Origin of the sequence: Salimicrobium album (genome assembly GCF_900107115.1) — a bacterium.
GTDB classification, from domain to species: Bacteria; Bacillota; Bacilli; order Bacillales; family Halobacillaceae; genus Salimicrobium; species Salimicrobium album.
Genome location: NZ_FNOS01000001.1, coordinates 232151 through 257593 on the forward strand (window position 1 = coordinate 232151; position 25443 = coordinate 257593).

Annotated in this window: 27 protein-coding genes; 10 read left to right on the forward strand and 17 right to left on the reverse strand. The window is 44.2% G+C overall.

The genetic code is table 11. From position 1 onward, the window contains the following. Positions 1 to 115: 115 nt before the first annotated feature. The 3 genes from pyc to BLU03_RS01200 form a co-directional block, all read right to left on the reverse strand. Positions 116 to 3559, reverse strand: a complete 3444-nt coding sequence (pyc, locus tag BLU03_RS01190) for a pyruvate carboxylase (protein ID WP_093104984.1) — start codon at positions 3557 to 3559, stop codon at positions 116 to 118. After that, positions 3547 to 4737 (reverse strand): putative lipid II flippase FtsW, encoded by a 1191-nt coding sequence (ftsW, locus tag BLU03_RS01195; RefSeq protein ID WP_076570251.1) that lies wholly within the window; start codon positions 4735 to 4737, stop codon positions 3547 to 3549. The genes pyc and ftsW overlap by 13 nt, the downstream gene beginning before the upstream one ends. A 97-nt stretch (positions 4738 to 4834) precedes the next feature. After that, positions 4835 to 5116 carry a YlaN family protein gene (locus tag BLU03_RS01200; protein WP_008589694.1) on the reverse strand — a complete coding sequence of 94 codons (282 nt, stop codon included), beginning with the start codon at positions 5114 to 5116 and terminating at the stop codon, positions 4835 to 4837. 199 nt (positions 5117 to 5315) lie between these two features. Between BLU03_RS01200 and BLU03_RS01205 the strand changes: the two genes are divergently transcribed. Next, a complete protein-coding gene (locus tag BLU03_RS01205) occupies positions 5316 to 5810 on the forward strand; it encodes a hypothetical protein (protein WP_076570249.1) in 495 nt (164 codons plus the stop codon). An 83-nt stretch (positions 5811 to 5893) separates the two neighbouring features. Here BLU03_RS01205 and BLU03_RS01210 read toward each other — a convergent pair whose 3' ends face one another. Further along, positions 5894 to 6184, reverse strand: coding sequence for a hypothetical protein (locus tag BLU03_RS01210; RefSeq protein WP_076570247.1), 291 nt, complete (start codon positions 6182 to 6184; stop codon positions 5894 to 5896). A 131-nt stretch (positions 6185 to 6315) separates the two neighbouring features. On the opposite strand from BLU03_RS01210, the gene BLU03_RS01215 reads away from it, so the two are divergent. Then, positions 6316 to 6519, forward strand: a complete 204-nt coding sequence (locus BLU03_RS01215) for a YlaI family protein (protein ID WP_093104986.1) — start codon at positions 6316 to 6318, stop codon at positions 6517 to 6519. Positions 6520 to 6561: 42 nt separating this feature from the next. Here the strand turns inward: BLU03_RS01215 and BLU03_RS01220 are convergent, their stop codons facing one another. After that, positions 6562 to 6930 carry a YlaH-like family protein gene (locus BLU03_RS01220; RefSeq protein ID WP_093104989.1) on the reverse strand — a complete coding sequence of 123 codons (369 nt, stop codon included), beginning with the start codon at positions 6928 to 6930 and terminating at the stop codon, positions 6562 to 6564. A 115-nt stretch (positions 6931 to 7045) separates the two neighbouring features. Between BLU03_RS01220 and BLU03_RS13500 the strand changes: the two genes are divergently transcribed. Then, complete coding sequence (locus tag BLU03_RS13500) at positions 7046 to 7204, forward strand: hypothetical protein (protein ID WP_158221308.1); 159 nt, start codon at positions 7046 to 7048, stop codon at positions 7202 to 7204. A 132-nt stretch (positions 7205 to 7336) separates the two neighbouring features. Here the strand turns inward: BLU03_RS13500 and BLU03_RS01225 are convergent, their stop codons facing one another. Beyond that, complete coding sequence (locus tag BLU03_RS01225) at positions 7337 to 8137, reverse strand: inositol monophosphatase family protein (RefSeq protein WP_093104991.1); 801 nt, start codon at positions 8135 to 8137, stop codon at positions 7337 to 7339. A 221-nt stretch (positions 8138 to 8358) separates the two neighbouring features. On the opposite strand from BLU03_RS01225, the gene BLU03_RS01230 reads away from it, so the two are divergent. Next, positions 8359 to 8982, forward strand: a complete 624-nt coding sequence (locus BLU03_RS01230) for a YktB family protein (RefSeq protein ID WP_076570236.1) — start codon at positions 8359 to 8361, stop codon at positions 8980 to 8982. 28 nt (positions 8983 to 9010) lie between these two features. Here the strand turns inward: BLU03_RS01230 and BLU03_RS01235 are convergent, their stop codons facing one another. The 4 genes from BLU03_RS01235 to BLU03_RS01250 form a co-directional block, all read right to left on the reverse strand. Next, positions 9011 to 9280 carry a UPF0223 family protein gene (locus tag BLU03_RS01235; RefSeq protein WP_076570233.1) on the reverse strand — a complete coding sequence of 90 codons (270 nt, stop codon included), beginning with the start codon at positions 9278 to 9280 and terminating at the stop codon, positions 9011 to 9013. Positions 9281 to 9286: 6 nt separating this feature from the next. Continuing rightward, on the reverse strand, positions 9287 to 10243 hold the full coding sequence (locus BLU03_RS01240; protein WP_076570230.1) for an NAD(P)H-dependent flavin oxidoreductase: 957 nt from the start codon (positions 10241 to 10243) through the stop codon (positions 9287 to 9289). A 109-nt stretch (positions 10244 to 10352) separates the two neighbouring features. After that, the gene (locus BLU03_RS01245) at positions 10353 to 10457 is read right to left on the reverse strand and encodes a GapA-binding peptide SR1P (RefSeq protein ID WP_073991988.1); all 105 of its coding nucleotides are present in this window, start codon (positions 10455 to 10457) and stop codon (positions 10353 to 10355) included. 243 nt (positions 10458 to 10700) lie between these two features. Beyond that, positions 10701 to 11534: a polysaccharide deacetylase family protein gene (locus BLU03_RS01250; protein WP_093104994.1), complete on the reverse strand. Its 834-nt coding sequence runs from the start codon at positions 11532 to 11534 to the stop codon at positions 10701 to 10703. Positions 11535 to 11674: 140 nt separating this feature from the next. Between BLU03_RS01250 and BLU03_RS01255 the strand changes: the two genes are divergently transcribed. From BLU03_RS01255 to BLU03_RS01265, 3 genes are all read left to right on the forward strand, one after another. After that, positions 11675 to 12739, forward strand: coding sequence for an FUSC family protein (locus BLU03_RS01255; protein ID WP_093104997.1), 1065 nt, complete (start codon positions 11675 to 11677; stop codon positions 12737 to 12739). Positions 12740 to 12762: 23 nt separating this feature from the next. Then, positions 12763 to 14295, forward strand: coding sequence for a glycine betaine uptake BCCT transporter (locus BLU03_RS01260; protein WP_093104999.1), 1533 nt, complete (start codon positions 12763 to 12765; stop codon positions 14293 to 14295). A gap of 224 nt (positions 14296 to 14519) precedes the next feature. Continuing rightward, positions 14520 to 14876 (forward strand): hypothetical protein, encoded by a 357-nt coding sequence (locus tag BLU03_RS01265; protein WP_093105002.1) that lies wholly within the window; start codon positions 14520 to 14522, stop codon positions 14874 to 14876. A 122-nt stretch (positions 14877 to 14998) separates the two neighbouring features. On the opposite strand, the gene lpdA is transcribed toward BLU03_RS01265, so the two are convergent. The 5 genes from lpdA to BLU03_RS01290 form a co-directional block, all read right to left on the reverse strand. Then, entirely contained in the window at positions 14999 to 16405 is a 1407-nt protein-coding gene (lpdA, locus tag BLU03_RS01270; protein WP_076569605.1) for a dihydrolipoyl dehydrogenase, read from the reverse strand. A gap of 3 nt (positions 16406 to 16408) precedes the next feature. Beyond that, the gene (locus tag BLU03_RS01275) at positions 16409 to 17713 is read right to left on the reverse strand and encodes a dihydrolipoamide acetyltransferase family protein (RefSeq protein ID WP_076569603.1); all 1305 of its coding nucleotides are present in this window, start codon (positions 17711 to 17713) and stop codon (positions 16409 to 16411) included. 26 nt (positions 17714 to 17739) lie between these two features. After that, positions 17740 to 18717 (reverse strand): alpha-ketoacid dehydrogenase subunit beta, encoded by a 978-nt coding sequence (locus BLU03_RS01280; protein ID WP_076569601.1) that lies wholly within the window; start codon positions 18715 to 18717, stop codon positions 17740 to 17742. A gap of 3 nt (positions 18718 to 18720) precedes the next feature. Then, a complete protein-coding gene (pdhA, locus tag BLU03_RS01285) occupies positions 18721 to 19803 on the reverse strand; it encodes a pyruvate dehydrogenase (acetyl-transferring) E1 component subunit alpha (protein ID WP_076569599.1) in 1083 nt (360 codons plus the stop codon). Positions 19804 to 20218: 415 nt separating this feature from the next. Further along, on the reverse strand, positions 20219 to 20887 hold the full coding sequence (locus BLU03_RS01290) for a YkyA family protein (protein WP_008589657.1): 669 nt from the start codon (positions 20885 to 20887) through the stop codon (positions 20219 to 20221). A 128-nt stretch (positions 20888 to 21015) separates the two neighbouring features. Here BLU03_RS01290 and def point away from each other — a divergent pair, with 128 nt between their 5' ends. Next, the gene (def, locus tag BLU03_RS01295; protein WP_008589656.1) at positions 21016 to 21567 is read left to right on the forward strand and encodes a peptide deformylase; all 552 of its coding nucleotides are present in this window, start codon (positions 21016 to 21018) and stop codon (positions 21565 to 21567) included. A gap of 59 nt (positions 21568 to 21626) precedes the next feature. Here def and BLU03_RS01300 read toward each other — a convergent pair whose 3' ends face one another. After that, complete coding sequence (locus BLU03_RS01300; RefSeq protein ID WP_076569593.1) at positions 21627 to 22400, reverse strand: Cof-type HAD-IIB family hydrolase; 774 nt, start codon at positions 22398 to 22400, stop codon at positions 21627 to 21629. 381 nt (positions 22401 to 22781) lie between these two features. On the opposite strand from BLU03_RS01300, the gene BLU03_RS01305 reads away from it, so the two are divergent. Both BLU03_RS01305 and rnjA read left to right on the forward strand, forming a co-directional pair. Continuing rightward, positions 22782 to 22991, forward strand: a complete 210-nt coding sequence (locus BLU03_RS01305) for a DNA-dependent RNA polymerase subunit epsilon (protein ID WP_076569591.1) — start codon at positions 22782 to 22784, stop codon at positions 22989 to 22991. A gap of 2 nt (positions 22992 to 22993) precedes the next feature. Then, entirely contained in the window at positions 22994 to 24661 is a 1668-nt protein-coding gene (rnjA, locus tag BLU03_RS01310) for a ribonuclease J1 (protein ID WP_008589648.1), read from the forward strand. Positions 24662 to 24744: 83 nt separating this feature from the next. Here rnjA and BLU03_RS01315 read toward each other — a convergent pair whose 3' ends face one another. Further along, positions 24745 to 25413: a potassium channel family protein gene (locus tag BLU03_RS01315; RefSeq protein ID WP_076569654.1), complete on the reverse strand. Its 669-nt coding sequence runs from the start codon at positions 25411 to 25413 to the stop codon at positions 24745 to 24747. Between the last annotated feature and the right edge of the window lie 30 nt (positions 25414 to 25443).

A 25443-nucleotide genomic window follows, 5' to 3' on the forward strand; every position in this document is an offset into this window, starting at 1 on the left:
AAAGTGTGTAAAACCTATGTAAATGTGAGGACATATTCATTTTTACCATTACACGACTATTTTTGCAAGGAGACTTTTCATAAATACAGCCCGGCACCTGAAGCCGGGCTGTATTCTATTCAAATTCGATAAGAAGATCTCCCACGTGAATAGCTGAATCATCTGTTACGTGAACGGCTTTAATCGTTCCGTCAAAAGGAGCCTGTACAGTCGTTTCCATTTTCATAGCCTCTGTCACCATCAAATGGTCCCCTTTAGTAACCTTTTCACCTGCTGCAGCCATAACTTTCACAGCAGTACCGGGCATACTGGCTCCGATATGTTTTTCATCTGATTTGTCCGCCTGTGGTCGCACGGCTGTAGTGGCAGTTATGCTATTGTCTTTTACAACTACTTCCCTCGGTTGTCCGTTAAGCTCAAAAAATGCAGTCCTGGTTCCGTCTTCCTGAGCTTCACTTATGGACACCAGTTTCACTATCAAAGTTTTCCCTTTTTCAATGTCTACTGCAATTTCTTCGCCCAGTCTCATTCCGTAGAAAAAAGTGGGGGTGTCGAGCATCGACATATCCCCGTACTGATCAAGGAATTTCTGATAATCCATGTAAACTTTAGGATAAAGTGCATAGCTTATCATATCGAAGCTTGTTACTTGACGGTCCAGCTTATGGAACAGCGTCTCTTTCAATTCTTTGAAGTTAACAGGGTCTAAAAATTTCCCCGGCCGATCTTGAAGAGGCGCTTTTCCTTTCAGAATGAGGTGCTGAAGTTCGGTAGGGAATCCCTGGTAGGGCTGGCCCAGATACCCCTGGAAAAATTCGATGACACTGGCCGGGAAATCAATCGCTTCCCCTTTATTATACACGTCATCTTCGTTCAGATCGTTTTGCACCATGAACAAAGCCATGTCCCCCACCACCTTTGAGGAAGGAGTTACTTTGACGATATCCCCGAACATGTTGTTCACCCGACTGTACATCTTTTTAACTTCATCCCACCGGTCTCCAAGACTTACGGCTTTGGCCTGCTGCTGAAGATTCGAATACTGGCCGCCCGGCATTTCATGTTCATACACTTCTGTATGAGGGGCACGCAGGCCGCTTTCAAAGTCTTCATAATAATTTCTTATATCTTCCCAGTAATGCCCGAGTTTCTCATAAGCTTGTATATCCAGCCCGGGTCTTCTGTCACTGCCTTCGAGAGCATAGTACAAACTGTTAGCACTCGGCTGGGAAGTCATTCCTGCCATTGAACCTGCAGCAACATCCACTACGTCAACCCCGGCCTCAACTGCTTTTGCATACGTGAAAATGCCATTCCCGCTTGTGTCGTGGGTGTGGAGGTGCACAGGAATGGAGACTTTCTTCTTCAACGCACTTATCAGCTGGTATGCAGCTTCAGGTTTAAGAAGTCCTGCCATATCTTTTATCCCTAAGATATGAGCGCCCGCCTCTTCCAGTTCGCCTGCCAGTTCAACATAATAATCCAGGTCGTATTTAGAGCGGTCCGAATCCAGAATATCCCCGGTATAACACATGGCGGCTTCCGCTATTTTACCTGTCTTTCTGACGGCTTCGATGGCAGGTTTCATACCTTCCACCCAGTTAAGACTGTCGAAAATTCGAAAGACGTCTATTCCTGCATTGGCACTTTTCTCTACAAATTCTTCAATCAGGTTATCCGGATAGTTTTTATACCCTACCGCATTGGAAGCACGGAGCAGCATCTGGAAAAGAACATTCGGAGCTTTTTCCCGTAAGTTAAGCAGCCGGGACCACGGATCTTCGTTCAAAAAGCGGTAAGACACATCAAACGTAGCTCCTCCCCACATTTCTAAGGAAAAAAGTTCGGGCAGAAGACGTGCCGTAGGTTCTGCTATCGTTTCGAGGTCTTTTGTTCTCACCCTGGTGGCAAGCAGCGACTGATGAGCATCCCTGAACGTCGTATCAGTAAGAAGTACTTCTTTTCGTTCTTTCAGCCAATTCATCAGTGCTTCCGGCCCTTCTTCATCCAGAATCTGTTTGGTACCTTTCGAAAATTCATCAGTGCGCGGAAGTTCCGGGACCCGCGGATCTGGATAGTCAGGTTTCTTTCTGCCGCCTTCTCCATCATATCCGTTCACCGTTTTATCAGCTATGTGCTGCAGCATTTTGGTGCCGCGGTCTTTTCTTTTCGGAAACACGAATAGTTCAGGAGAATTGTCAATAAATGTGGTGCTGTATTCGCCGTTGATAAACTGCGGATGTTGAATAACATTTTGCAGAAAAGGAATGTTTGTTTTGATACCACGAATTCGGAACTCTTTTAAATTTCTGACCATTTTTTGTGCAGCCTGTTCAAATGTAAGGGCCCAGGTAGACACTTTTACAAGTAAGGAATCGTAGAACGGGGAAATTACCGCACCCTGAAATCCGTTACCTGCATCCAGACGTACTCCGAACCCTCCTCCGGTACGGTAGGCCATGATTTTTCCGGTGTCAGGCATGAAGTTATTCAGCGGGTCTTCCGTCGTAACTCTTGATTGAATAGCGTAGCCGCTCGTAACTAAGTTTTCCTGGGATGGTATCCCTATGTAACTTTCAAACAATGGATGGCCTTCCGCCACTTTGATTTGAGTCTGAACGATATCAATTCCTGTTATCATTTCAGTGATTGTATGTTCCACCTGTACCCGCGGATTAACTTCAATAAAGAAAAATTCTCCATCGGCAACCAGAAATTCCACAGTTCCGGCATTCACATATCCAACATTCCGCATCAGTTTGACAGCTGCGTCACAAATATTCTCCCGCAGTGTGCCGGACAAGGACATACTCGGCGCCATCTCAACCACTTTCTGATGCCGTCGCTGCACGGAACAGTCGCGTTCATAAAGATGTACCACATTTCCATCTTCATCACCGATGATCTGGACTTCGATATGTTTAGGATTTTCAATTAGTTTTTCGACGTAGACTTCTTCACTGCCAAATGCCGCTTTCGCTTCTCCTCTGGCTCTCTCGAAAGCTTCCTCAAGATCTCCGGGAGTCCGGACAATTCTCATGCCGCGGCCTCCGCCTCCCATAGAAGCTTTGATTATAATCGGATATCCGTGTTCTTCGCCGAATTTTTGTACTTCTTCCACTCCGGCTACGGGTTTGTCGGTACCCGGAATCAGCGGAATATCAGCTTTTTGCGCCTGCTCTCTCGCCTTCACCTTGTCACCGAACATTTCAAGCTGCCTGCTCCCGGGGCCTATGAATTTGATATCTTCCTCTTCACAGCGTGTTGCGAAATGGATGTTTTCAGACAAAAAGCCATAGCCCGGGTGAATGGCATCCACCCCTACTTCCTTGGCCACTTCTATGATATTTTCGATATCGAGGTAAGCGTCGATCGGTTTCTTTCCTTTCCCGATCAAATAAGCTTCATCCGCTTTATATCTGTGATAAGAGCCTGTGTCTTCCTGAGAATAAACCGCCACTGTTCTAATATCGAGCTCAGTACATGCACGAAATACCCGGATAGCAATTTCCCCGCGGTTAGCGACGAGTACTTTTTTGATTTTCCTTAATTCTGCCATGATTTCACTCCTCGATTTTTATTGGTGGTCCTCTCCTTGAACTGACCGGGTTCTTTTTCTTTCACTTCTTTCTCTTCATTAAAGCGAACCCCCCTGGCTACGCTGTTCAGCATCCCCGCTGCGAGCATGAATATCAGCAGAGCCGACCCGCCATAACTTACAAAAGGAAGAGGGACCCCTGTTATAGGAAGCAACCCGCTCATAGCCCCTAAATTAATTATCGCCTGTATAGCGACCATGGAAGATATCCCTATGGCCAGTAAAGAACCAAAAGGATCTTCGCACTTCTTAGCTATATAGAGCCCCCGTAACACGAAGAGAGCCAGAAGACCAAGAGTGATCACCACTCCAATGAATCCCAGTTCCTCGGCAATGACCGCCATAATGAAATCTGTATGAGGTTCAGGCAGGTAACCCAACTTCTGGACCCCCTGCCCCAGTCCTTCTCCTGTCAGACCGCCACTGCCAATAGCTATATAAGACTGGATCAGATGATAACCGTCCGCTTCCGGAGTCTCAAACGGCTGGTAGGCGCCCGTAAACCTGGAGGCCCGCTCATCCGTTATCATCTGCTGACTGGCAAGCACCGTGACGAGCACTATACCGCTCACTAGAATCATTACGTGCTTCATTCTGATCCCGGAAGAAATTACAACACTTGCAGCTATCATTGCTATAACGGCGGCTGTACCTATATCAGGCTGCATAATGATTAAGCCGAGCAGTAGCGAAGTCAAATACAAAGGAGGAAGAACCCCTTGAGTGAAATTATCTATGTAGGGCTGCTTTTTTGCATATACAGACGCTAAATAAAGTACCAGTCCGACTTTCACAAATTCGGCGGGCTGGACACTGAATCCCCCGAATACATACCAGGACGTCGCATTGTTCCTCGTCTCTCCGAAAATGAAAACTCCCACCAGTGACAGTATCATAATAAGCACGGTAAGTTTAACGAATCTCCGATACTGCCTGTAAGGGATGAATGCCGCTACGAGAAAGACTGCCAGTCCAATCACTGCCCACTGCAACTGCTTAAGCAGAAAGTGGTTCGGTTCCACTTCGAATTTAACAGGTGCATCCACCATACTCGCACTATAGATCATTACTGTGCCGAATCCTATAAGTACCAATGGTGCGAACATTAAAGTGAAATCTAATGATTTCCATATTTTCATATATCTCATCCCTTAACTAAAGCCTTTTAATATTCTGAAAACGTATATGTAATAAAAAACTCAAATTACAACTGAAGGTCGCAATTTGAGCCTTTACTTATGACCGTTGAGATGCTTCATGTAAAACATTCAGCTGTTTTTCCAGGTTGTCGAGAAGTTCTTTGCCCTCTTCTTCGGTTATAAGATTCAACCTTGTCGCAAAATTGATTTCCCGCGACAATCCGAACATCTGGGTATCCAGTACCTCTTCGTATAACGGGCACTGAGGCATAGTCAAATTATCTATTTGCACTTTAATTAATTGAAGAATTTTATCTGCGTCCGCTTTAAGAAGGGCATATGCTTTCTCCCGCTGATCAACTGCTACATCAGACAACATTCAACTCCCCCCTCTTCTGCATTCTTTCATTTAATATTATCGTTTATCAAGGTGAAATGCAACATAACGATCACCGAATCCTTACCTATTATAGCAAAAAAATAAAAATTCAGCGACAGTAGGACCCGATTTAATGAAATGCCGGAGAAATTCTGCTATCATGTGAAATAAATTGTTTAAGGAAAGGCGGCTATCATCCATGATTGTACAAATTACCGGTAAGGTTACTTACCCTATTACCCTGGACCCCACCGTTTGGATTTTTGACGATCGTAAACTTACGTTTTCCGAAGTTTTTGAAGACGGAATCACTTCCGAGGAAGAAAGGGAAATTGATGAACTGCGCGAACAGGCGGAACGCTTCAATAGAGCCATGTACCAGCAGAAAGTCACTCCACCTGTCAACAAAAGCGTAAACCGCTATGAGAAAGAGCGGGCTGTAAAAGGAACGTTTTTAATGCCTCTGTTACCTTTTTTACATACAAGTGACATTCATGATGAGGCAAAAACAGCAGTTCTTGAAACTTCAGAAGGGGAAAAATCAGTCACCGCAGAGGAAATTCGTGACGCTTATGCCCTGTTTGCCGAAAAAGGAAAGCCTTTGAAGGATGACGGCCCTATTCATCTCTACATGGGGGATGGTTCCAACAAAGACGAACCTATTAAGGGAATTAAAAAAATCAGGTTTGAATAGTCAGTGTTTATACCGACTGTACTGAAACATAGCAAACAACAGAAAGAACCCCCGTTCACCTTTGTGGAACGGGGGTTCTTCTATCAATCCTGGTCTCGGCTTTTTTCAAGAATTTCTCTCTCTTTTTCGGTCAGCTCATTGTAATACTGGACTCCGAACTGGGACCCCTCCGATACCATTTTCGAGTTTTGGAGATTGTCCGCTTCCGGTTCGCCGGCTTCCTGTATCGGCATATCACTCAGATCGTTTGATTTTTTGCTTAACTGACTCACTTTAGAAGTCATTTGAGTTCTCCGCTCTTCATCATACATGAGATATGCAGCAGCTCCACCTGTGATCGCTCCTGCCAAAGCCAGCTTCCATCGCTTTCTCATCTTACCACCCTTTCCTTTAGTGCTACATATAATCTTACCCTATTATACACCATTCAAACTTTTAAAAAACAGCTTCTTTTGAGGAGAAAATATTCAACTGCTGTGATACAATCAGTGAAGAGGTGAGTAGTATGAGAGTACAATGTGTTATATGTGAACATATAGAATCCATCGACAGTAAAAGTCTTCAGGCTAAAAGACTCCGCAATCGCAGGAATTCCACATATATGTGCCAGACGTGCCATGACCGCATCGCCGACAATACTGCTAAACGGGTCAATTCAGGTAACTTCATTTTCCGTCGCGAGATAAAAAACGAACACTATCTCTCCTGATCCCCGTAAAAAAAGCCCTCTCCCGCCTGGAGAAGGCTTTTTCTATGCCTGATTACCGTTTCTCTCTCTGGAGAGCCTCAATCTGTAAAGACCCAGAACCACTGCAGTTACAATTAGACTTTCCGCCAGCGGTAAGTTTAACCCGAGCATAAGCGTCAACAGAAAAGTACCGATAACAAGAACTGTATAGACCACGACGTTTTTAAGTAATGGCAGCTTCTTAGCGAAACCGAGCTTGAAAGTGATTACAGTCAATATGACTATAGTAAGGTATAACCAGAAGAAGCTTTGGAATAAAGATGCAGCTTCGCCTGCATTGTTAAGGTTTATCTCAGGACCGAGACCTCTGAAAAAGAAATCGGCCACCGGCCATAAATCTTCAGGAACTGTCAGTGTTGGTGATGCCTGCATGTTGCTTCCCCCTCAAAGTTATCTTCACTCATCATACTAAATATTTGCAGCTGTGCCAATTGTTTAAGTTACGATTAATTTGTTTTATACTAATATTGGAATCGAGGTGAGAATATTGAGGAATATCTTATTGGCGACTGCTGTAATCTTGTGTTTCGTGTTTACGGGCTTCTCTATAGCTATAGAACTTTTCTGGCTGGCTGCTCTGTTTTTCGTTGCAGGAGGCGGAATTATGGGTTATGGAATCAAAATCAACAAAAATGAGAATACATAATCTTCACCCCTGGCGTTGACCGGTCCGGAAACGCCGCGGTCTCAAAAACGCTCTTCCCGGATTACCAATTCATCAATATATAAAAGGGCCGGCCAGTTTATGGCCGACCCTTGGTATGTTGGAGGTTTTTCATTATTTCTTAAGGTTGATATAGTTCTCCACCGTTTCCCCGTGTATATTCCCTCTTGCAGCACACACACTCGTACGATCCATCATGGACAGAGACCGGTTATCTCCTGTCGTTACTACGCCTCCTACTTCTTCAACGAGCACTTTGCCTGCGGCTATATCCCACGGCATAAGGCTCATAGTCACGTATCCGTCAAGGACCCCTTCAGCAAGAAAGGCAAATTCCAGAGCCGCCGACCCGTAGGATCTCGTGCTTCTGAGACTTTTCACCAGTTCCCTTATACCCGATGCTTCCACAAGCGTGTTCTCTTCCAGGAGCCACGTTGTATTCAATGAAAATATAGAACGCTTCAAAGGTTCTGTAGTCGAAAGCTGAGGAAGACGATTACCGTTTTTGTAAGCCCCTTCTCCTTTTACGGCACTGTAAAGCACGTCATTCATTACATCATAAATCAAACCGATTTTGCCCGTGCCGTCTTCATACACCCCTATCGAAATCGCAAAGTTCCTCTGCTGATGGACGAAATTCATAGTTCCATCGATAGGGTCTACAATCCATACGACTCCTTCAAGGTCGGAGATGTCGTCCCCCATCCCCTCTTCACTGAATATTCTGTGATCCGGAAATTGATTTCTGATTTTATCGGCAAAAAACTTTTCAGTCTGCTGATCCATCTGCGTTACAAGATCGTCCGGTGTTGATTTCGTATCTATTTGCAGAGGTTCGTTAATATTTGCTCTGATGTCTTCTCCTGCTTCGAGAACCCAGGATCTGGCGTACTGCAGTATTTGTTTAGTGTCCATTAAATGAGCTCCTTTTACACCTGTGTTATCTTCAATGTTACCAAAAGCCGCTGATCTTCACACGGATTTCAGTTGCATATCGTGGCGAGGCCCCTTCTTTAGCGGAAAGTGGGCTTTAGACACAGTACCCCTGAATTCTTTCTAATAATCTTCCCCTCCATTAAATTTTTACCATTATCTGTGTTAAACTTTGGATTGTTACTATAAAATGAGGTGATACTATGAACGGGTTCAACGGTTTTTCCGAAAAAGATTTTGACGTTTTTTCTATTGAAGGTTTGGAGAACAGAATGGAAGCGCTCCGATTCCGGCTTTCTCCGAAACTGGAAGAAATTGCCTATGAACTTCAACCGGCGATTTCTGCTGAAACAGGAGAGGAGATGTACGTCCACGTAGCGAAACATGCCCGCAGAAGCAAAAACCCTCCAAATGACACATGGGCGGCGATCGCAAATAATAAACGCGGGTACAAGAAACTTCCCCATTTCCAGATCGGTCTCTGGGGAAACAACGTTTTTCTTTGGCTGGCATTTATTTATGAGCTTCCCGACAAAGAAAGAATAGCGGAAGCTTTTCTGGAAGATTCCGATTTCCTGAAGTCCGAAATCCCTGATCATTACGTACTATCCAAAGATCACACAAAAAACGAGGCCTTCGCATACAATGCAGAGAACTTATCGGAAACACTTCACCGTTTCCGGGATGTAAAAAAAGGGGAGTTTCTCGTAGGGCGCCGCTTTTCTTCAGACGATGATTTATTAAAGGACGGCAATGCTTTTATCAATGAGGCTCAAAAAACGTTTGAAACTCTGCTACCACTGTACAAAAAGGCAATGAACATCTAATAAATGTGAAGGGCCAAAGAAGGTCCCTTCACATTTTAATATAATTGACACCGTCCCGGCCGGACTCTTTGACTACATGATAAGGAGAATATTCCGAAACTTGTTCAAATTGCCTGAACAAAGTTTTTTCTTCGCTTTTTGAAGGCACTATCTGTTTAAAACGCGCATAAGCGAGCTTAAGATCTTCTTTCTTTACACCTTCTTCATAAGCTTTCTCAACCAGGCTGTAAAAATTCACAACGTCTATAATTTCTTCCTTCGACCAGTACTCCTCATCAATAGGGTAAGTATAGCCCATTAGAATTCACCTCCACTTTTCACTTATGTATTCCGCTTCTGAAATAATTTCATCGAATAATTTCCGTACACTTAACACTTCACTGATTCTTGCCGAAACCTGGCCAGCCCACCCGAAACCTTCCTGCTCGATTCCTTCGTAAATGTACTTCTTATTAGCTTCCCCTGAAATATAATCTTTCATTTTATCGTAATCGGCTCCTTCTTCTTCCAGCGAAAGAATTCGTTCGGTCCATGTATTTGCAAGCGCCCGTGCCGGAGAGCCGAGAGACCTTTTGATAACTGCAGTATCGTCCGTACCTGCGCTCACTATTTTGTCCTTATAAGCCTCGTGAGCGTGCACACATTCTTCCGTAGCAATAAACCTTGTACCCATCTCGATACCCTCTGCCCCAAGAGCCAGAGCTGCCATCAGCCCGCGACCGTCCGAAATGCCGCCGGAGGAAATTACAGGTATGGAGACTGCATCCACAACTTCCGGGGTCAATACAAATGTCCCTGTATCTGAACGCCCTATGTGACCTCCACCTTCCTGTCCCACCACCATAACGGCGTCGGCACCTAGTTCTTCGGCTTTTACGGCCTGACGTTTTGCAGCTACAAGTACTATTTTTTTGATCGCAGTACCTTTAAGCAATTCCAGAACGCCTTTTGGATTACCACCTGTTACTGAAACGACAGGTACTTCTTCTTCCACTGCCACTTTCACCATATCCTCGTACGGGCGGCCATGGTTCCCGATGGCAAAATTTACACCGAATGGAAAATCGGTTTTTTCTCTCGTTTTTTCTATTTCTTTCCTCAGCTCTTCGGGAGATTCCAGACTCATCGCGGTGATCTGTCCGAGACCTCCGGCACTGGAAACGGCAGAAGCAAGTTCCGAATAAGCCAGGTAAGCAAGTCCTCCCTGGATGATCGGATATCGTATACCCAATAAATCTGTAACTTTCGTATTCCAATCCATAATATCCCTCCCTGCTTCAAGTGTAGCATAAACTGACCGCAGGTATTACCGCTCTGCAATCTCACAAATTAAAAACCGCCGGGCAGCCCGGCGGTTTCTGGAAGATAGATTATTTCGAGTTGCAAGTAGGACAAGTACCGTAAAGAGTCGAAACCTTTTCGTCCTCGTAGTGCTCGATGACTCTCTGACAATCCTGACAAACAATTGTACCCATTTCTCATCCATCCTTTCTATTTTTGGTATCGCTTTCAATGTAATTTTATTATATGTGTTAATACTGCTTTCGTCAACAGTATAGTATATCTTTTTTATAAAAATGTCATACTAATAAAAGCGGTTAAAATATTCTATTTACAAAAAGGGTTAAAGGAGGAATTTCATAAAAAAACTTCCGCCGTTTATTAATGATAAATCGGCGGAAGCAATCCCTGAAAACTGAAATTCGGCACCTTCCCTCTTAAGGTAGTTTGATCTGGGCGGGGTCAAGCAATGTATAACCTTTCTCTCTTAAACCTGAAATGATATCGTTCAAAGCTTTGTTCGTCCATTCGCGATCGTGCATTAACAGATTAGCCCCGTCACGCAGCAACGGTGTATTGACCATAATATCAGCAAGGCTTGAGGCATCTGTATACTCCTCGTTCCAGTCATAGCCATATGTCCAATTCATAAGGAGCATCCCCTCTTCCTTAACGAGCTGCTCGGAGTACTCTGTATTCTGCCCGAACGGAGCGCGAAAGAAATCAGGGCGCTTTCCGATGATTTCCTCGATTTGATCACTTACTCCTACAATTTGTTCATACTGCTCTTCTTCTGTCAGGTCCTGCAAAGAAGCATGGGTTTCCGTATGGTTACCGATAGGAAAACCCAGGTCGTGGATCTTTTTAAGTGTGTTCTTTTCCTCCTCAGTATCCAGAAAATGGCCATTAACAAAAAAGATAGCAGGAGCTTCTTTTTCTTTCAGTTTTTTAGCCATTTCAAGTGCGTGCTCATCCGGAGCGTCATCAATTGTGAGAAGCGCTACTTTACTCTCGCCTTCCGCCGCCGGAGCAAATGACCAGTCTTCCTGCAGAACATACTTATCACCGGCAGTTTCCTCTTTCTTCTCGCGTTTTTCCTCATCTTTCTCTTTTTTCTTTTCGGCTTCACTTGTCTCTTTCGCTTTTCCTTGTTTGTCTTCCTGGTTCTGTTCATTCTTCTCCTGGCTTTCGCCGGTGCCTGACGTAGCGTCACCGGTGCTGCTGCAGGCTGAAAGTAATAGAAAAATCACCACCATTAACCTTTTTTTCATTTTGAATCCTCCTGTCTAAATATGTAATATCCTATAATTATAGTACAGTTTCCCCATATTCACTATTAATATAAGAAGATTTGTATTATAATATGGAATCGTGACTTATCGAGACGCTATTTGAAGGTGGTCTTTTTCAAATGATGCAGTTTTTGAAGCGGTTTAACTTGTTTGGAGGGCGTACGGTAAAAACCGGGATATCGGTGTTTATTACGGCACTAATCTGTTCTTTTTTCGATCTGCCTGTCATTTTTGCCGTCATTACTGCTGTAGTAACGATTGAACATACAGTGGTAGCCTCTATCAGGAAAGCGGCTGTGCGCTTTCCGGCCGCTGCAATAGGGGCACTGATTGCGGTAATGATGTATTCGATGTTTGACAAAGGAGCCCTTGCTTATGGGCTCGCAGCAATGTTAACGATTGGGATATGTCATAAGCTGAAACTCGATGACGGTATTACTGTTGCAACGATTACTGCAATAGCCATGATCCCTGATTTCGGGGACAACGAAATTGTTTCGTTTATAGTAAGGTTGGGTACTACATCTATTGGTATCGTCGTTTCCACTCTTGTGAATTTCTTTCTACTCCCTCCCAACTATACTACTACGATTCTGAAAAATCTTTACATGATGAACAGAACCGCCAGCCAGCTGCTTCGTAAAATCCTGCTCGATGTTACGGACGAATCCAGGCAGAAGACTTCCTTCCTTAGGCGGTTGCACCGTCAGCTTACTACCAGACTCGAGCGTACGGAAGTTCTCCTGAATTTCCAACGCGAAGAGTGGAAGTACCACAGACATTCAAGGGGCGATTTGAAACAGCTTGTGTATGTGAAAGAACACTTGTCGTTGATGCACCAGATTGTGTATCAGCTCGGTAATATGCTTTATGCCCGCGAGACTACACCTTCATTTGATGAAAACGAAAAAGAATTGATTTTGTACCTTGGGAAACTTTATGCCCAGGTGATTACAGACAAAACTCACACAATAAGTGAGGAGCAATTCAAACTCGTCGAAGACCTCGATCAGCGTCTCTGGGAATGGAGAGAACATCACATTGAGCAGAGATATGGATATCGTCATCATTTCGTCGCGGAAGTAGTGCTTATTTATGAATTATTGTCTTTTCATGACGTTCTCGAAGAAATGCACCTGTTGACGAAAAAGCACGAAGACCATATCATCACTTATGATGATTAAAAACAGGAAAGGATGAAAGCTTGATGAATCAAGTAACAAAAGTATTCTATATTTCAGTAGTTATTGCGTTCTTATTTATCGCATGGGGAGTTGTCCCGGACAGTGTGTTGCCTAACGCCAACCTGTCCAACGTTACATCGCAGATCCAGGGGTTCCTTACCGATAAGTTCGGCTGGTTCTATTTGCTCTCTACTACAAGTTTTGTAATTTTTGCCATATACCTAGTGTTCTCCAAGTACGGGAAACTTAAACTTGGGAAACCGGAAGATGAACCGGAGTATCCGTACATTACCTGGTTCGCCATGCTTTTCAGTGCAGGTATGGGTATCGGGCTCGTCTTCTGGGGCGCTGCGGAACCGTTGTCCCACTTCCACACTCCTGCGATACAGGGACAGGAAGCACAGACACCGGAAGCTGCTTACTCTGCCATGAAGTACACCTTCTTCCACTGGGGAGTACACCCTTGGGCGGTCTACGCAATATTAGCTCTCGCTCTTGCATTTTTCAAATTCAGAAAAAATGCTCCCGGAGTTATAAGTACGGCACTCGTACCTTTGCTCGGTGAAAAGAGAATTCAGGGTCCTATAGGGATCACTATTGATTCCATAGCAGTATTCGCTACAATTTTCGGTGTCGCTACTTCTCTCGGTTTAGGCGCGCTGCAGATTTCCAGCGGGCTTTCGTTTACCATACCGGGACTGGAAGATACTTTCTTCCTTCAACTTATCATTATCGTTATAGTGACGTTCCTGTTTATGATTTCTGCTATGACAGGATTGAACAAAGGAATTAAGTATTTAAGTAACACCAACATCGTTTTGGCGATTTTACTGCTTATTTTCGTTATTTTCGCCGGACCTACAAACTTTATCATGGATTTCTTCACCACTTCCTTCGGCGGTTATATCAGAGACTTACCGTACATGAGTTTTCGTCTGACCCCGTTCTCTCAGGATAATACCTGGATAGAGGACTGGACGATCTTCTACTGGGCATGGTGGATTTCCTGGGCACCTTTCGTAGGTACGTTTATCGCCCGTGTATCGAGGGGACGTACTATCCGTGAGTTCGTTCTGGGTGTCATGCTCGTACCGACTGTATTCGGCGCTCTGTGGTTCTCCGCCTTCGGTGGTACTACAATTGGTCTTGAGTACTTTGACGGTATAGATGTATTTTCCGACATGTCGGAACTGGGTACGGAAGTAGCCCTGTTCTCAGCTCTTGAACACCTCCCTCTCGGAGGCATCATGTCTGCTGTAGGATTGTTGCTGATCAGTACTTTCTTCATTACGTCAGCTGACTCTGCAACATTTGTACTCGGTATGCAGACGACAAACGGAAGCCTGAACCCAAGTCGTAAAGTTAAGTTCACTTGGGGTATTATTCAGGCTGGTGCCGCTGCTGTGCTGCTATGGCAAGGTGGTTTAGGTGCCCTTCAGACGGCAGCCATCATTTCAGCCTTCCCGTTTGCTTTCATCCTGATACTAATCTGTTTCTCACTCATGAAAGCATTCAAAGAAGAAGAAAAACTCGTCGATTTAAGAAAGAAAAAATAATTTGTTAAGCACCCGAGGCTATTAGCCCGGGTGCTATTTTTATGAAAATATACGGAACCTCTTGACGCCTATCAGAAGAAACAACGATCTGTAAAATTTCGATGACATGACCGGAGTCTACAAACGGGTGTCTTTTTCATAACATTTTAATTACATTCCCGGAGTAAACTTTTTTGTTTGTTATTGTTGATGGGAGAGTTACAAGCGAAGGAGATGGTCAGACTGTGAAGTACTCTTTCCTATTCATTTATATAGTATTGTTTACCCTTACCCTGCATTTAACTGCTCCGACTGTGGATGTCATTTATGCTGATGGAAATGACTATGACCTTATAGTCGTTTCTGATGAAGATAACCGGACTCCGAAGTCCTATATGAACGCATTGCTCGAATTCAAGGCCTCTGCTCCCTATTCCTTCAATTTCTCCAAAGAGAAAGTTAATGAACGGGAACTCTCCCGCCCGTTAACGGACGAGCCTGCTATAATCATTATGAAAGATGGCAAGACAATCGGAAAAGTCTCAGGAAACGATTTGAGCACGAATAAAATCGTTGATGAACTTAACAACATACTATCCTGAAAAAGCCATGAGCATGCGCTCATGGCTTTTTTCACGGCGTGGAAGCTTTTAACACCCTGCCTATATTTTATATATCAAAAAAACCCTGCAGAAGGAATTCCTTCTGCAGGGCTGCTGATCTATTACATTGTGTGGATCGGACGACTCATTGCTACTTCAGCTGCTTCCATGCTTATTTCACCTAGAGTAGGGTGAGCATGAATAGTGAGTGACAGATCTTCTGCTGTCATACCTGTTTCAATAGCAAGACCGATTTCGGCTATCATGTCACTAGCGTTAGCACCAGAAACATGTCCACCGATAATCAGGCCGTCTTCTTTTCTTGTAATAAGCTTAAGAAAGCCTTCTGTACTATTCAGTGAGAGCGCGCGTCCATTTGCCTGGAACGGGAATTTGGATTCTTTTACTTCATAGCCGGCTTCTTTAGCTGTTTCTTTCGTGTAGCCGACAGAAGCGATTTCCGGATCGGAGAACGCGACTAGAGGAATAGCCATGTAATCCACTTCCGCTTTCTCTCCGGCAATAACTTCTGCTGCGATTTTACCTTCATAAGAAGCTTTATGGGCCAGAGGAGGTCCAGGAACTATGTCACCAATAGCATAAATGTTTTCGAAGTTCGTACGACTGTGTTTATCCACCTGGATATAACCCTTGTCGTCCATGTCCATGTCCATTTCTTCGAGACCCATTTCATCCGTGTTCGGTTTACGGCCGACGGTAACCAGTACATAGTCTGCTTCTGCCGTTTTTTCTTCGCCGTTCACCTCATACGTAACCTTGACACCGTCCTCAGTTTCTTCCACGCCCTGGGCCATGGCGTTAGTTACTACTTCGACCCCTTTATTCTTCAGGTTCTTCTTAACCGGCTGAACAAGATCTTTTTCAAACCCGTTCAGTATGCGATCCATTCCTTCAAGAATAGTAACTTCCGTATCGAAGTTTGCATATGCAGTACCAAGTTCTGTACCTATATAACCGCCTCCGATAACAATAAGTTTCTTCGGAATTTCTTTTAACTCCAGTGCGCCTGTAGAGTCCAGAACGCGTTCAGAGAATTTGAAATTAGGGATTTCAATAGGACGGGAACCGGTTGCGATAATGCAATCTTTGAACTTGTAAGTCTGTGACTGCTTTTCGTCCATAATTTTCACTGTATTCTGATCGACAAAGTAAGCTTCACCTTTTACGACATCTACTTTGTTACCTTTCAGAAGACTTTGTACGCCGCCGGTAAGTTTCTGAACGACGCCGCCTTTCCAGCTCTGTACTTTGGAGAAATCTACAGTGGTGTTTTCGGATGAAATACCCATATCCTCGTCACCTTTTGCTTTCTGGAAGTTGTGAGCCGCTTCAATCAAGGCCTTGGAAGGTACACAACCGATGTTCAGGCAGACCCCGCCGAGATTGTCTTTTTCTACAATAGTAACTTTTTGACCTGTTTGAGCAGCACGGATGGCAGCTACATAGCCGCCAGGTCCTGCTCCTACTACTAATGTGTCTACTTCAATTGGGAAATCTCCTACTACCATACTTTACGCCTCCATCATAATTAGTTGTGGATCGTGCAGTAAACGCTTGATGTGATTCATTGCCTGCTGTGCAGTTACTCCATCGATAATTCTGTGGTCGAAGCTTAGAGAGACTGCCAGTACCGGAGCTACTACAATTTCTCCGTCTCTTACTACAGGTTTCTCATCAATTCTTCCGATGCCCAGTATCGCGACTTCCGGATGATTAATAACAGGTGTGAACCACTGACCACCGGCAGAGCCGATATTTGTAACAGTAGTGGAAGCACCTTTCATTTCTTCTCCGGTAAGTTTTCCGTCGCGAGCTTTAACGGCAAGCTGGTTCACCTCATCAGAGATAGTAAACATCGCTTTGCGGTCAGCTTCTTTCACTACAGGTACAAGCAGTCCTCTATCCGTATCCGCCGCGATTCCGATGTTGTAATAATGTTTCTGGATAATTTCGTTTGTTTCATCGTCCAGAGACGTATTCAATACCGGGTATTTCTTAAGCGTTGATACAAGAGCTTTCACTACATATGGAAGATAAGTCAGTTTAATATCCTGTTCAGCAGCAACTTCTTTGAACTTCTTACGGTGAGCTACAAGTTCCGTCACGTCCACTTCATCCATAAGTGTAACATGTGGCGCTGTATGCTTCGAGTTCACCATTGCTTTAGCAATCGCTTTACGCATACCGCTCATTTTCTCGCGAGTTTCAGGGTAGGCTTCACCTGATGGAACCTGCTGTTTACCGGAAGACTCTTCCTGAGTCTCTTCTTCTGCAGAAGCCTGAGCTTCCGACTGTTCTCCGTTCGCATAGGCTTCGATATCCTCTTTCAGAATACGTCCGTTTTTACCGCTACCCTGAACTTTTTGGATATTAACATCTTTTTCACGCGCAAACTTCCGTACCGAAGGCATGGCTATTACTCTTGAACCATCATCCTCTTCGCTTTCTGTGGAAGCGGCAGCAGCCGGTTTTTCGTCACTTTGCTCCTGCTCGGCTTCCTGTTTCGAATCTTCTTTGGACTCTTCTTTTGATTCTTCTTCAGATTCTCCACTTTCCTCAGAGGAACCGTCATCGTACCCTTCTGCATCGAACGTAATAATAACTGTACCTACAGTTGTAGTTACACCTTCGTCTACATGGATCTTTTTGACAGTTCCTTCTACTGGAGATGGAATTTCTACTACGGCTTTATCATTTTGCACTTCACAAAGGACATCATCTTCAGCAATTTCCTGTCCTTCCTCTACAAACCACTTTGCAATTTCACCTTCGTGGATACCTTCACCGATATCCGGCAGTTTAAATTCATATGCCATCAGGGATTACCTCCTACTTGGTTTATTTAAAAATTCATTACACTTTCAACTTTTTCGATGATTGAAGTGTGATCAGGGAGCCACACGCCTTCCGCCTGAGTAAACGGATAGAGTGTATCCGGAGCAGTCACACGCAACACTGGAGCTTCGAGATGAAGAATAGCTTTCTCCTGAATCTCGGCCACAACGTTGGAAGCGATACCTGCCTGTTTTTGAGCTTCCTGCAGCACTACTGCACGGTTCGTCTTCTTAACGGATTCGATGATAGTATCATAATCCACCGGGCTCACTGTACGTAGATCGATAACTTCAGCCGAAACTCCATTCTCTTCGAGTTGTTCCGCCGCTTTCAGCGCTGTATGGACGATGGCACCATAACCGATAAGAGTAACGTCAGAACCTTCTCTCTTGACTGCTGCTTTCCCGAGTTCCACTGTATACTCTTCTTCCGGAACTTCTTCACGGAAAGAACGATAAAGTTTCATGTGTTCGAGAAAGATAACAGGATCGTTATCGCGTATAGATTGGATTAAAAGTCCTTTCGCGTCGTACGGATTGGACGGGATTACAACTTTAAGGCCAGGCATTTGCGCCATAGTTCCTTCGAGGCTGTCCGCGTGCAATTCAGGTGTATTGACTCCTCCTCCGAAAGGAGAGCGTATCGTGATCGGCATCGATTCGGTACCACCGGAACGAAAGCGGTAACGTGCCATCTGGCCGGCAATTGCATCCATTGTTTCGAACACAAAACCGAAGAACTGTATTTCAGGGACAGGACGATATCCTGTCAGAGCAAGTCCTATCGCCATACCATTTATACCTGATTCGGCAAGAGGGGTGTCAAACACGCGATCTTCGCCAAATTCGTCCTGCAGGCCTTCCGTTGCACGGAAGACCCCACCGTAGTAACCAACGTCTTCACCGAAGACAAGCACATTTTCATCATTGCCGAGTTCTGTGCGCATTGCATCCGTGATGGCTTGAATCATTGTCATTTGTGCCATGATTTATTTCGACTCCTTTTCAGCGTATTCTTCCCGTTGTTCCTGTAAATTCTGCGGAAGTTCTTCGTACATAATATCCATCAGGTCAGTAACTTTCTGTTTAGCAGTGTTATCTGCTTCCTTGATGGCGGCTTTAATTTCTTCTTTCGCTTTTTCAATCACTTCGTTCTCTTCTTCCTCACTCCATAGATCTTTGCTTTCAAGATACTTACGGAAACGAACGATTGGATCTTTTTGTTCCCATTCGTTATCAGTGTCCTCTGTGCGGTAACGTGTCGGATCGTCCCCGGCCATAGTGTGAGGTCCGTAACGATACGTAAGTGTTTCAATAAGAGTAGGACCTTCACCGTTAATAGCTCTTTCACGGGCTTCTTTTGTTGCTGCATAAACAGCAAGAACGTCCATACCGTCTACCTGTATACCTTCAATACCTGCAGCAACTGCCTTCTGAGCAATCGTCTGAGCAGCAGTCTGCTTTTCGGAAGGTACGGAAATAGCATACTGGTTGTTCTGTACGACAAATACCGTTTGAGCACCGAAGGCACCCGCAAAGTTCACACCTTCATAGAAGTCACCCTGAGACGCGCCTCCGTCTCCTGTGTAAGTTATCGCAATTGTCTTTTCACCGCGCTTTTTGAAGCCGAGTCCTACACCGGCCGCCTGGGTGATCTGAGCACCTATTATGATCTGAGGGCTTACTGCCTTCACCTCTTCAGGCATCTGGTTACCGATATAATGGCCTTTAGAGAACAAGTAGGCTTTGTATAGCGGCAGACCCTGCCAAATCAGCTGAGGAACGTCACGGTAGCCCGGAAGAATAAAGTCATCCTGTTCCAGTGCATAGTGACTCCCCAGCTGTGAGGCTTCCTGTCCTGCTGTAGGAGCGTAAAAACCGAGACGCCCCTGTCTGTTGAGAGCGATGGAACGCTGATCCAAAATTCTTGTGTATACCATACGACGCATAATTTCTTTCAGATCGTCGTCCGAAAGCTCCGGCATAGCCTCTTCGTTTACTATTTCGCCTTGCTCATTCAGAATTTGAAACGTTTCGAACTGTTTTTCAATATTTTCTAGAGTTCGTTTCAATGTCTGTCACCTCTTCCTTTCCATTTGAAATGTAAGTATCACCCTGAAAAAAACTGACTTAACTCCCGCCTGCATTCAGCCAAAGAAAACATTCCGCACCTCTTACCCGCAATACCCGGAGAGGCGTGATATTAATCATCTAATTCGTCCCTCGTAACTGTTACAGGAACGAATCCGTTTTTGACTGGTACAATTGCTCTACCACTAAACAGTCTAGCCTAACAAAAACAAATCCGTCAATACACAGGCCTCCAGTTAGATTAAATACTTCAGTAACTTGCAAAGTCGCCGACGCTGAGGAAATTCAGGGGATCCTTAGGCTGTAATCTGTATTACTCACTTTTACTTTCTGTTACAATTGTAGACGATAATGTTCCCAGTTGCAAAAGAAAAAGACCGTAATTTCTCTACGGCCTTACCCTTTGTTGTTATTATAATTCACGTTCAGGTCGGAAGCTTCATAATATTTCTTTTTCAACTCATTAAACTGTTCAGTCTTTTCATTGAAAGTTTCATTTACTTCCGTGATTTCTGTAAACTTATCATTTACGGAGGTTATTTGCGCACGCAGTTCTTCTTCTGCGACATCCTCTTTTTTCAGCATTGCGTAGAGTTCTTCATCCATCTTCAGCAGTTCTTCGTATAGGGAGTGCATATCTTCATAGGCGTTATAACGTTTGTTCATGGCAGCTACCATATTTCCGGCAGCGGACCCAGCCTCTTCGTTTTCCTCAATGTTACTGATAGAGGATTCTACTTCTTCGAATTCATCCCTTGCTGACTGAATACTTTCATTTTCTGAATCCAGCTTATCTTTTCTTTCCTCGACATTTTCAAGAGCTTTATCGGAAAGCTTCTCGATTTTGTCCATCTCACTTTCTTTTGCTGCAATAATTTCTTTATATAACTCCCGTTCTTCATTTTCCAGGTCATTGATCTGTTTCTGATATTTCTCGAACGGTTCTTCCAATGATACAGTTTCTTCGAGGTGGTCATATATTTCTTCCTGAGCCGTCTGACTGGAACAGCCTGCAAATAAAAATGAACAGCCTGCAATAATGAACAAAACGCTCTTTCTCTTCACCAATCGCTTCCCCCTTAATCAATCAAAAACTTTTATTGTTTTTCATTTCTATCTACAATAGTATAATAGTTGAAATAAAATGAAAAGATGATTTTCCCCGTGGAACCAGGAAAGAAAGGATGAGAACGATGATTACGATGGAAGATATCGTCAGGGAAGGACACCCTGCCTTAAGAAAAACTGCTGAAAATGTAGATCTTCCTCCGAGCTCGGAAGACCGGAAGACGTTGGAGGACATGCTGCAGTTCATCAAAAACAGTCAGGATGAAGAGATGTGTGACCGTTACGGACTTCGCCCCGGAGTAGGGCTCGCCGCTCCGCAAATAGACATCAATAAACGTATGATGGCTGTGCATTTTACGGATACAAAAGATAAAGAATACAGCTACGGACTTTTCAACCCGAAAATCATCAGCCATTCGGTAGAATACACCTATCTTTCTACCGGGGAAGGCTGTTTATCCGTGGACAGAGAGGTGCCCGGATATGTCCCGCGATACCGCAGGATAACTCTGAAAGCTACGACACTTGGCGGGGAAGAAGTGAAACTCAGACTCAAAGACTTCGCCGCAATAGTATTTCAACATGAACTTGATCATCTGAACGGCATCATGTTTTATGATCATATAAATAAAGATCAACCGTATGCCTTACCGGAAAATGCTACTCCGGCCGATTGAGTGGAACCTTCCGATAAAAAAATCCTGCCGCACTTAAACGAGTGCAGCAGGATTTTTTATTATAGCAGACCAACTTCATATACAGCTTTTGTCAGTCCGTCTTTGGAAACATCATCTGTTACATAGTCGCTCACAGCTTTCACCTGGGGCACGGCATTCCCCATAGCAATACCCGTTCCTACATCACGGATCATTTCCACATCATTCGGGCCATCTCCAAAAGCGTAGACGTTCTCCATCGCTACGTCTGCAGACTCGATAAGCTTTCTGATCCCTTCTGATTTCGACCCTCCACTCGGAATAATATCACAGGAATATTTATGCCATCGGATATAATCGAAAGCTCTATGGGTCTGCCGGTAACTCTCAATTTCCTCCCCTTCACAAAATAGAAGGGACTGATACATCTCCCTTTTCTCGTAATAACGGTCATCAACCTCAGGATAGTCGAAACGGAGGGAACCGAGCGCCTGTTCAATACGCCAGCTTCCAGGTCTCGTAGCCATCATATTCTCGTCACTCATGAAGATCACAGGATGATTATTGCTGATCGCTTTCTTATGGAGAGATGCAAGTTCTTCGTATTTCAGAGGATTTTTATATACAGGCTCTCCTTCCAGTACTGCATATTGTCCATTAAAACTGATAAAAGAACTGATACCAAGCTGCTCTCTGATCTCTTTGTACATAAATGGGGCTCTCCCGGTCGCAATCGCACAGTAAACCCCTGTATCCTGAAGTTTTCTGATTGTGTCTATCGTAGATTGCGGTAACTTTTTATCGTGGTCCAAAAGTGTTCCGTCTATATCAAAAAAGGCTAATTTTTTCGTCATCTTTCTTCCTCCCCGGACTGAATATTCTTTGATGGATATACTTTAGCATGAGTGCAATTTTTTTGAAAGGAACTGGTCCCCCCTCTTTCTTGTATTACACGAAAAACAAAAAACTTTACCCTTATAATTAAGTTAGTTGTTTCATTATAAGGAAAACCGTATTATACTATAAGTAACAGGGATTGGGCGGTCATACGTTTTGGTAACAGTTTTCTTCCATTAGCCTGAAGGGAGATGGACGCTGTGATGAAGCGTTTAAGAAGAAAGCTAAAAAAACGTTGGAAACGAATACTCGAGCGAAAGATGTATGCGTGAAGCTTATTTGAATTCCGGGAGAACGTGTGAAGTATGTAATTTTTTAATAAAGGAGAGATAAATGTAATGGTTTACAAAGTTTATTACCAGGAACTTCCGAATGAAGTGCCTGTAAGAGAACGTACAGATTCTATGTACGTAGAAGCAGAAATAGAACGCGAGGTACGTGAAAAATTAGCCGATAAGAACGTAAATATTGAGTATATTGAAGGTTTAAGTGAGGAACACCTTCAGTATGAGCAGCAGGACGAAGATTTCAAAATGGAGTCGTTTTAATAATGAAATTCGTTAAAAACGACCAGACTGCCGTCTTTGCTTTAGGCGGCCTTGGAGAAATCGGTAAAAATACGTATGGCGTCCAATTTCAAGACGAAATTATCCTCATTGACGCCGGTATCAAATTCCCTGAAGACGAACTTCTGGGCATTGACTACGTTATCCCTGACTACACGTACCTTATCCAGAACCAGGATAAAATCAAAGGATTATTCATCACTCACGGACACGAAGACCATATCGGCGGTATTCCTTATCTGTTGCGTGAAATTAACATCCCTGTCTACGCCGGGAAACTGGCAGCAGGCCTTTTGAAAAATAAACTCAGCGAGCATGGATTAACAAGAAGCACTAAGCTTCATGAAATCCAGGAAGATGATGTAATTAAATTCCGCAAGACCTCTGTGTCTTTCTTCCGCACGACTCACAGTATTCCTGATTCCTTCGGTATTGTGGTCAAAACACCTCCCGGTAACATCGTGCACACGGGTGATTTTAAATTTGATTTCACCCCGGTCGGAGAACCGGCAAATATCGCGCGTATGGCTGAAATCGGGAAAGAAGGCGTTCTTGCACTGCTTTCGGACAGTACGAACGCTGAAGTACCGGGCTTCACTAAATCAGAGAGAGTCGTTGGCGAAAATATTCAGAACGTCTTCTCCCGCGCTAAAGGACGCCTGATTTTTGCAACTTTCGCTTCTAACATTTACCGTCTGCAGCAAATGGTGGAAGGTGCTGTGAAGCACAATAGAAAAGTGGCCGTTTTCGGCAGAAGTATGGAATCTTCCATACGTATCGGTCAGGAACTCGGATACATCAACGCTCCCAAAGGTACATTCATAGATGCTCATGAAATCAATCGTCTCCCAGCTCATGAAGTAGCTATTCTGTGTACCGGTTCGCAAGGAGAGCCTATGGCCGCGCTTTCCAGAATTGCAAACGGTACACACCGTCAGATCCAGATCATCCCAAATGATACTGTTGTATTCTCATCATCCCCAATCCCTGGTAATACTATCAGTGTCAGTCGTACCATCAACAAACTTTATCGTGCGGGTGCCGAAGTGATTCACGGACCCCTCAGTGACATCCACACTTCCGGACACGGAAGTCAGGAAGAAATGAAGCTGATGCTCCGTCTGATCCAGCCTAAATTCTTCATGCCGATTCACGGGGAGTACCGCATGCTCAAGGAACATGCCAAACTCAGTGAAGACTGTGATGTGGAACCTGACAATACATTCGTCATGGATAACGGTGACGTGCTTGCGTTAGGCAAAGACGAAGCGATGGTAGCAGGTAAAATCCCATCCGGATCTGTTTACGTGGACGGCAGCGGCATCGGCGATATCGGTAATATCGTTCTTCGGGACCGCCGCATTTTATCCGAGGAAGGTCTTGTAATCGTAGTCGTAAGCATTAATATGAAAGAATTCAAGATTGCTTCCGGGCCTGATATCATCTCCCGAGGATTCGTTTACATGAGAGAATCCGAAGACTTAATCAAAGATGCACAGAAACTTGTAACTAAGCATGTAAATAAAGTCATGGAACGCCGGACGACCCAGTGGTCGGAAATCAAGAACGAAATCACTGATACGATTGCTCCTTTCCTTTTCGAAAAGACAAAACGTCGTCCTATGATTCTTCCTATCATTATGGAAGTATGATTCGATCAGTTTAATAATTATTAAAGCGCGTCCCCCGAAAGACATTCTTCCGGGGGACGCGCTTTTTTTTCATAAGTATCTGTTCAATCTTCTTCCACGACGAGGTGTTTTTCAAAGCGGCTGATGTCTATATCGGCACCGATCACTATCAGTACATCACTTTCTTTTATATTTTCTGTAGCTCTCGGTGAAACGATTATGTCCCGATTTCTTTTGATAGCTACTACGTTACAACCATACTGAGCACGAATATCCAGATCGATGAGTGATTTATCCCGCATCTTGCTTCCGGCTTTTACTTCAACGACGCTATGGTCATCAGATAGCTCAATGTAGTCGAGAATATTGTTGGAGATGATGTTGTGAGCTATCCTTCTCCCCATATCCCTCTCCGGATGCACTACATGGTCAGCACCGATTTTATTCAGCACCTTCTCATGGTAATCGTTCTGTGCTTTTACAGTCAGAGTTTTAGTGCCCAGTTCCTTCAGTATAAGTGTAGCAAGTATACTGGCATGAATATTATCCCCTATTGCCACAATCACATGATCGATGTTCCTTATCCCAAGCTCTTTCAAAGCATTTTCATCAGTAGCATCAGCAATAACAGCATGGGAAGCTATATCTTTGAATTCGTTCACTTTATCTTCATCCGTATCGATTGCGAGGACATCCATCCCCTCTTCACTCAATTCCCGGCAGATACTTCCGCCAAATCTGCCCAGGCCTATTACAGCAAATTCTCTTTTCATCACTAATTCCACCCTTCCTACGCGTATATT

Bases quoted from the DNA above. Each gene is read 5' to 3' on its own strand.
- BLU03_RS01305 (WP_076569591.1), top strand. From the start codon at position 22,782: ATGGTTTACAAAGTTTATTACCAGGAACTTCCGAATGAAGTGCCTGTA.
- BLU03_RS01205 (WP_076570249.1), top strand. From the start codon at position 5,316: ATGATTGTACAAATTACCGGTAAGGTTACTTACCCTATTACCCTGGAC.
- BLU03_RS01240 (WP_076570230.1), bottom strand. From the start codon at position 10,243: ATGGATTGGAATACGAAAGTTACAGATTTATTGGGTATACGATATCCG.
- BLU03_RS01255 (WP_093104997.1), top strand. From the start codon at position 11,675: ATGATGCAGTTTTTGAAGCGGTTTAACTTGTTTGGAGGGCGTACGGTA.
- BLU03_RS01315 (WP_076569654.1), bottom strand. From the start codon at position 25,413: ATGAAAAGAGAATTTGCTGTAATAGGCCTGGGCAGATTTGGCGGAAGT.
- BLU03_RS01210 (WP_076570247.1), bottom strand. From the start codon at position 6,184: ATGAGAAAGCGATGGAAGCTGGCTTTGGCAGGAGCGATCACAGGTGGA.
- BLU03_RS01215 (WP_093104986.1), top strand. From the start codon at position 6,316: ATGAGAGTACAATGTGTTATATGTGAACATATAGAATCCATCGACAGT.
- rnjA (WP_008589648.1), top strand. From the start codon at position 22,994: ATGAAATTCGTTAAAAACGACCAGACTGCCGTCTTTGCTTTAGGCGGC.
- BLU03_RS01230 (WP_076570236.1), top strand. From the start codon at position 8,359: ATGAACGGGTTCAACGGTTTTTCCGAAAAAGATTTTGACGTTTTTTCT.
- BLU03_RS01235 (WP_076570233.1), bottom strand. From the start codon at position 9,280: ATGGGCTATACTTACCCTATTGATGAGGAGTACTGGTCGAAGGAAGAA.
- pyc (WP_093104984.1), bottom strand. From the start codon at position 3,559: ATGGCAGAATTAAGGAAAATCAAAAAAGTACTCGTCGCTAACCGCGGG.
- def (WP_008589656.1), top strand. From the start codon at position 21,016: ATGATTACGATGGAAGATATCGTCAGGGAAGGACACCCTGCCTTAAGA.
- BLU03_RS01225 (WP_093104991.1), bottom strand. From the start codon at position 8,137: ATGGACACTAAACAAATACTGCAGTACGCCAGATCCTGGGTTCTCGAA.
- BLU03_RS01280 (WP_076569601.1), bottom strand. From the start codon at position 18,717: ATGGCACAAATGACAATGATTCAAGCCATCACGGATGCAATGCGCACA.
- BLU03_RS01300 (WP_076569593.1), bottom strand. From the start codon at position 22,400: ATGACGAAAAAATTAGCCTTTTTTGATATAGACGGAACACTTTTGGAC.
- BLU03_RS01260 (WP_093104999.1), top strand. From the start codon at position 12,763: ATGAATCAAGTAACAAAAGTATTCTATATTTCAGTAGTTATTGCGTTC.
- BLU03_RS01275 (WP_076569603.1), bottom strand. From the start codon at position 17,713: ATGGCATATGAATTTAAACTGCCGGATATCGGTGAAGGTATCCACGAA.
- BLU03_RS01250 (WP_093104994.1), bottom strand. From the start codon at position 11,534: ATGAAAAAAAGGTTAATGGTGGTGATTTTTCTATTACTTTCAGCCTGC.
- BLU03_RS01245 (WP_073991988.1), bottom strand. From the start codon at position 10,457: ATGGGTACAATTGTTTGTCAGGATTGTCAGAGAGTCATCGAGCACTAC.
- ftsW (WP_076570251.1), bottom strand. From the start codon at position 4,737: ATGAAAATATGGAAATCATTAGATTTCACTTTAATGTTCGCACCATTG.
- BLU03_RS01220 (WP_093104989.1), bottom strand. From the start codon at position 6,930: ATGCAGGCATCACCAACACTGACAGTTCCTGAAGATTTATGGCCGGTG.
- BLU03_RS01200 (WP_008589694.1), bottom strand. From the start codon at position 5,116: ATGTTGTCTGATGTAGCAGTTGATCAGCGGGAGAAAGCATATGCCCTT.
- lpdA (WP_076569605.1), bottom strand. From the start codon at position 16,405: ATGGTAGTAGGAGATTTCCCAATTGAAGTAGACACATTAGTAGTAGGA.